Here is a 6,951-nt window from a genome sequence, read left to right as displayed (position 1 = left end):
TCCGCCATAGCCCTCGCCGCTACAGTGCTCTTTTGGCTATGAGTCCTGAGCCTAGCCTCGTCCGCTAATCTGAGCCACAGCCAATCCCTCCGCGTCGGATATCGGTTTCTGGTGCAAGGCTAATGCAGCGTCGGCGCAGACGGTCCGCTGTGTCGGAAAGCCAGCGGACATCCCGGCTCGGGCCCCGCCCCCATAGGCCTGTCGCAAAAACAGCCTGCGCAAGCGCAGGCTGTTCGAAACGTCGCGGTGGAAAGGCGCTTACGCCTGGATGCGCCGATGCCCCTTGTCGACTTGGATGCGGTGTGTGCTGGCGACCGTCTCGTCGCGTTGCTTCGTGGTGTTGAAGAATATCCACTCGCTCTCGACACGGTGCGGCTTCACGTCCAGCATCATATAGCCGCGCCCATGGGTCTGGGCCCATGCCATCTCGGGATTGGTTTCGACGAAACCACGCGCGACACGGGCGTGATCGACGCCCATCTGACGCTCCATACCGTTGGACGTTACAGCCTGTCCCGCGAACTCAACGCCCGCCGGACGCCCGTCTTCGGACAGGGAATAGGCCCATGCATTATGGCTGTCGCCCGACAGTACGACGAGATTGGCATCGGCCTCTTGCGCCGCCTTCAGGAAACGCGAGCGCGCCTGAGGATAGCCATCCCAACGGTCCATCCACATCGGCAAGCCCACCGCGCCAGCCCGCGCCGCATTCATATAGCTGTTGCGAGCACCGTTACTGACGTCGCTCCGCAACCAGCTAACAGCTTCCTGCGGCATGACTGTACGACCCATGATGCAGGCCATACCCACAAGTTGCCACGCCGAGGAACGGGCATTGCGGCGGAACTCCCGCTCGATCCAGGCCTCTTGAGTGGAGCCCAGCATGGAGGCGGTCGGGTCCATCCATTCGCCATCGCGGAAGTTCGACAGCGCGGTCGCCGTACCTCCACGATAGGCAGCACCGATATCCGCCTGACGGGTCCGGCCGATCAGGCGCGATTCCGTGCGGTACAGGGTCGCCAGCTCACCGATATGATAGGCCTTCCACGGCTCCTCGGAGATCGGCATCCATTCCAGATAGGCCTGAACGGCGGCCGCACGGCGGGTTGCCCAGTCGCCCTCGTTGGCCTGATGGTTTTGCGCGCCGCCTTCCCAACTGTCGTTGGTGGATTCATGGTCATCCCACAGACAAACCATCGGGGCCGAGGCATGAAGCGCCTGAACGTCGGGGTCGGCCCGATAGCAGGCAAAGCGCAGGCGGTAATCGGCCAGCGCGACCATCTCGTGATCATGCGCGGGCAGGACAACGCGCTCGGCGATGCGGTCCGCGTCTGAATAAGAGGCTATGCCGTATTCATAGATGTAGTCGCCGACGTGCAACCACAGATCCACGTCCTCGCGCTTGGACGCATGGGCATAGGCGTTGAACCAGCCCATCGGCAGGTTGGAGCACGAGAACACCCCCATGCGGAAATGCTCGGCCTTGCCTTCCGGCAAGGTGCACATACGGCCTGCGCTCGAATAGCTGCCATCAGGGCCCACAAAGCGGTACCAATAGGTCGAGCCAGCGGCCAGACCGTCGACGGTCACCTTTACGGTCCAGTCGCGATAGCCGCCGGTGCGCACCCGCTCGCGGTGCTGGATGCGATTGAAGCTCCGATCCGTAGACACTTCGACATCGAGCGTCACCTCGCTGCCCTGACCGGACGGTACATAGCGCGTCCACAAAAGCATACTGTCGGATGCAGGCTCGCCACTGGCAACGCCATGGGTAAAGCCGGTGGCCGCCAGCACCTGCTGGGCCATCGCAGCACCGCCGGGCAAACCCAGAGCCATCAAACCCAGACTTCCGCCGAGCACCAAACGGCGACGGTCAAGCAGTAGTGTCATTTGCAATCCCGAGATTAATAACGGGGCGATGTCCGGCATCTGCCCCTATTGGCACTGTGGCCGCACGACGGTGATCGCGCGGCCACAGCTGTTCAGAGGTCAGAGCGGTTTAGAAAACGCCCTTGATGCCGATGTTCCACATCGAGCCATAGACGGTGTACTGCTGCACACGGTCGCGCTCGTTCGAGTAGATGATGTCCGGCGAGTTGAAAATGTTGCGGCCAGCCAGCATCAGATCGAAGTTGTCGTTGATCTTATAGTTGACGCTCACGTTCCACAGCTCGCGGGCGGTATGGTACAGGATGCCGTTGTTGGCCGTGGTCGGCGTGTTGTTCAGACCGCTGACACGGTACTTCGACTGCCAGTTGCCATTCAGGTTGAAGTCGAACCGGCCGATCTGGTAGCGCACGCCCCAGTTTGCCGACTGTTTTGGCGTGCCCTGACGCTCGCCATCCGGATCCAGATAGGTGATCGAGGCATTCACCCCCAGCCCCTTCCATACTCCCGGCAGGAAGCTCAGTTGCTGGTTGTACTCGGCCACATAGCCGCGGTTGGTGCTGGTACCCGGCAGGTTCTGCGCGCTGCGGAAGGTATAGCCTGCATATTCATTCGGATCGAAGCCGACATCCTCCGGGTTCACCGTCATGCCGGTGACCTGCATATCTTCCATATCCAGCTGATAGGCCGACAAGCCGATCAGGCCCGAAGCGGGCAGATAGTACTGCAGGCTCAGATAGTATTTGGTCGAACGCTCCGGCAGCAGTTCGGGGTTCGGCACGGTGACCATCATGGTCTCGTCATTGACCGAAACCACGCCACCCAGATTGCCGTAGTCCGGACGCAGGATCGACTGGCTGAACGAGGCCTGACCCACCAGACGGTCGGTGAAGTCAAACTTCGCACCACCGCTCCAGAACCAGTCGTCGTACTGGCCCTTGCGATCCTGATAGGTGCCGTTGTTGTACTGGTACATCAGCCCTTCGACGGTGCTGACGGACAGGCCAGCCTCCGTCACTTCCTTGACAGGACGGATGACGGCAACACGCGCTGCGGTCTCGGTGTTTTCATAGCGCAGACCGAGGTTGAAGCGCGCGCGCCCAGCATCGGCATTGCCTTCGAAATAGGCCGAGGTGATGTCTTCCTGAACGCGCTTGTTGTTATCCAGACGGCGCTTCAGATTGCCCACTTCGTCAGGAACGAAATAGTCCGGATGCTCGCGGTAGATGTCGTACATCCCGTAGTTGCTGTCGGCGCGCCAGCCTTGGGTGTTCATATTACCGGCATCGAAGCCGATGATTTCGAAGCGGTATTTCTGGGTGGCAGGCACACCGGCCTCAGGCGACATCTGGCTCAGATCGCCGTTCGGGCCCACATACTGGAACTGCTGCCACGAGCCTTCGTTCGTGGCCCAGTCATTTGAGCGGCTACCGAGGCCGGCCATCAGCGTATATGGGACATTGCCCAGATTGAGGCGCTTCTTCACGTCGAAGTTCAGCGACATCATCTCGTTCTTGGCGTCGGACTCTGCCGTGCGGATGTTGTTGCCGATATCCATATCGCGGTTGAAGCTGGCCGGATCACCCCACGGGCGGCCCGCCGTCTGCGTCAGGTACCAGGCGTTCGAACGCGGGCTGTCACGCTCCATCAGGAAGCCGATCCCAGTCAACTGGGTATCGGTACGCTGGAAGAAGCCCTTGCTGGTGTCGCGGAAGTTGAACTCGGCACCCGACAGGCTACCGCGCAGAGCCGCTTCCCAAGTCTCGCCCTTGTACTCGAGTTTCGGCGCGATCAGATAGGTCGGCGTACCGGCATAACGGTGCGAATAACCGGTATAGAGGCGGGTGTTGCGACCATCCGGATTCACTTCGATGCGGGTGCCGGTCGAGTCCGGCGTGGTATACGAGCGGCTGGTCGTGCCGAAGTTCAGATAGGTGTACTGGTTGAAATACTCGACGTCATAGAACGAGTAGTTGCTGCGCAGCGAAAACACCAACTGGTCGGTGAACTGGTAGTCCAGCGCCAGATTGGCCGCCGTACGCGAGGTCATCTTTGGCCCCGGACGCCACATCACCTGGTACGGGATCACACGGCCGTCCGGCAGGTAGGACCAATCGGTCTGGATGCGGTCCTGCTGCACATAGTTGGCATTGTGGCTGGCACTGAACGCCAGACCCAGACGGCCGTCCATATAGACGTCTGCATAGCTGAACTGGGTCGACGGGAAGATGCTGGAGTGCTTCTTGTCGTCCGGCATATAGTGAGGCGACAGGGCCGAGTCAGAGGTCGCCACGCCACCAAGCTGGAAGCGGATCTGGCGTTCCGGAAGCTGGAATGCGTAGCGGCTGCGCAGATTGATGCTGCCGCCCGGCGAGTCCGCATCCATACTGGCCAACAGGGTGTGGTTCAGCTCGATCATGTCGATGCCGGTAATCGACATCTGTTCGAACGAGTTCTGACGGCCCGAATTGTTGTTGGACGTGGCCGTCGCCATACGCGCGCCGTCCATGGTGAAGGTCGAGTATTTCGGCGGCAGACCGCCAATGCGCACCGCCGTGGCGTCCACCTCGGTGTAATCCAGCGACAGGCCCGGCATGGACTTCATAAACTCGCCAACGTCGCCCATGGTCAGGGCACCGAAGTTGTCGGCAGGCACCACGTTCTTGGCGTTCATGGCCACGCGGCGTTCCATCAGGGCCTTGGCCTGACCACCGCGCGCAGCCGTGACCACAACCTCGTCCACCGTCGCGACAGCGTTACCGCCCGCCGACGACAGGGCGGATAGCTGCACATCCGCCGTTGCGGTCTGACCAGCGGCAACCGTCACCTCCGCAAGGCCATCTTGAAGACCGGCATAGCGCACGATCAGCGTAGCCGAACCTGCGGGCACGCCGCTGAGGCGGAACAGGCCGCTGTCTTCGGTATAGGCCACGATATTGGTGCCCGCGACACGCACTTCGGCGTTGCGGATATATTCGCCCGACACGGTGTCGAACACGCGGCCGCGCACCGCGCCGGTATCGACCTGAGACTGTGCCACGACCGTGTCGGCCATCGCGACCTGGGGCAGAGCGACGGCGCACGCCGCCGTCACAGACGAGAGGATGGCAAGTGCACGCAGGCTGACGCCAGACAGATGGAAAGAACGCGCTTTCATTGAAAACACTCGAACGATTGAAAAATGGATTGGGAAAGAGGTCACCCTGCCGAGGCAGGGTTTGGCCTCAACGGGACGTCGGGGGGGTCACGGGAAGGAATGGCTGGTCGGGATTTCCCGTCCAGCGCATCAGGGCGATGTCGGCGGTCTGGGCACCGCGACCGCCGGAGTTGACGGCCAGATAGAAAAGGCCATCCCCGACAGGCTCCAGTCCGACATCGGATTTCTGGTTCCAGCCCCGAATACCGGTAGCGGGATCGCGCAGACCGTCATCGGCGAGCGGCAACAGCAGCCCCTGCTCCCAGCCGTTTCCGTCGGCAGCGAGCACGCCGACAAGGTCGCCCATGACCGGTCGGGCATCCGCCTCGACGGCAAACATCAGATAGTTCGGAAAGTGCGGCTTGCGGCCAGCATAGACACCCATGAACCAGCGCTGGCTGGCGGCGTCATAGGCCAAATTCTGCACGCCGTAAGTGGTGTTGCCGGTGCGGACAAAATACTTGCCGTCGTGGGTTGTTGGGCCGCTGCGGTGCGGCTGGCTTTCGACCAACGGACGCGCCAGCTCATCCCAGCCCGACACATCGTACTGAAGCAGCACCTGATGATCGTTATCGGTGCGGCCCGTGTGGCTATAGATGCCATAGCCCACGGTCAGGAGTTGCGGACCATCTTTTGATCCGAAGCGCGGGCCGAAGGCCACGCCATCGATGCCCGATGCGCCATAGCGATGATCCGGTGTCTCGGCGATGTTGCCGTCGAACCGGCCATTGCCGTCCATGTCGGCGGCGTAGTCCCTGCCCACCTCTGCGAGATGAACGGTCTGGAAGGGCGACGCAGCCGCCGAAACCCCAACACGATCCAGACCCGCCACGTCGATGACGGCAATATAGAAGGCTTCGTCGGCCTTATACTCCAGCGAGCCGTAGAGCTTCCCGTTCTCGGGGTTGAACGCCAGATCGCCGAGGTGCCCCGTCCAGCCGACCAGCGTCCCCACGAGGTTGCCTTGGAAGTCGTATTTGGCCAGCAGATCGGTGAAGGAATAATAGATGAAACCGTTGACGCGATCGATGGCAATGCCCTGCACATGACCGGCATCCCATGTGCCGCCATTCTGGGTCAAAGGCAGCGCTGTCGCGGCGATCTCGCGAGCCTCGGCCGTAGAAGTCTGAATGCCTGCCAGCGACGTCCCGAGGATCATTAAGGCCGGAACAATCGATCTGATTTGGTTACGCGGTACCATGAACGCCCCCTCTACTAAGGCGACGCTTAGCCAGCGTTCACGAAGCTAAATGCAAAGCTCGGAGAATTCGGAACGACAGTCGCGCGAAAGAACCGTGTCTGTTAATCCGTTCAAAGAAATACCCGCGAGATGCGAGGATTGCGTCCCTGACCAGCCCATCAGCCGCTCAGAGACGCGCAACCAAGAGAACTCACGCCGGCAGGCGCGTCAGTTGGCCGGCTTTTTCAACACGATACCCTGCCAGGGCGCTGACAAGTTAATCGGTCTGAGCAAAAATCAGACCTCCCCTTGCCGATTTTAGACCATTTGCGTCGCTGCCGACCAAGCGGTTTCGGCCTGACGTCGCAGTACGCGAAGACCGGGTCGAGAAATCAGAGGCGCTGTCAGCTTAACTGAGCGAAGCCGAAAGCCCCCTAGCCTGCTCATTTTCAGACGGTAGCCGCCGCCCAAGCGGTATCAGCATCGGCGCGAAAGCGACGAAGTGTGGATCTGCTGATGAGATGGCGCTGGATGTTGAAGGTGTTGTAGATCGCCGCGTGCGTGGTGAGAAATCTTTGCGCTGAGGCTTGGGATTTAAACCGTCGCTGCTGCCGCTCTCGTCGCCGGATCGGTAGATGAGAGTTCTCGACACGGTTGTTATCTCGCAGTCGGCCGGGTCGGTGAAGAT

Annotated in this window: 4 protein-coding genes; all 4 read right to left on the bottom strand. The window is 61.0% G+C overall.

Features of this window, described 5'->3' with window-relative positions:
• Nucleotides 1-258: 258 nt before the first annotated feature.
• A complete protein-coding gene (locus LOX95_RS14105; protein ID WP_242915693.1) occupies nt 259-1,890 on the bottom strand; it encodes an alkaline phosphatase D family protein in 1,632 nt (543 codons plus the stop codon).
• 109 nt (nt 1,891-1,999) lie between these two features.
• Complete coding sequence (locus LOX95_RS14100) at nt 2,000-5,044, bottom strand: TonB-dependent receptor (protein ID WP_242915691.1); 3,045 nt, start codon at nt 5,042-5,044, stop codon at nt 2,000-2,002.
• Between the two features lie 67 nt (nt 5,045-5,111).
• Nucleotides 5,112-6,284, bottom strand: coding sequence for a hypothetical protein (locus tag LOX95_RS14095; protein ID WP_242915689.1), 1,173 nt, complete (start codon nt 6,282-6,284; stop codon nt 5,112-5,114).
• A gap of 428 nt (nt 6,285-6,712) precedes the next feature.
• Nucleotides 6,713-6,951, bottom strand: a 239-nt coding sequence (locus LOX95_RS14090) for a DDE-type integrase/transposase/recombinase (RefSeq protein ID WP_242915687.1), incomplete at its 5' end; no start/stop codon positions are given.

Origin of the sequence: Brevundimonas pishanensis (assembly GCF_022750635.1) — a bacterium.
In the GTDB taxonomy this organism is placed as follows: Bacteria; Pseudomonadota; Alphaproteobacteria; order Caulobacterales; family Caulobacteraceae; genus Brevundimonas; species Brevundimonas pishanensis.
Note: the sequence above shows the minus strand (reverse complement) of the source record. Positions and strands in the feature narration are given on the sequence as shown.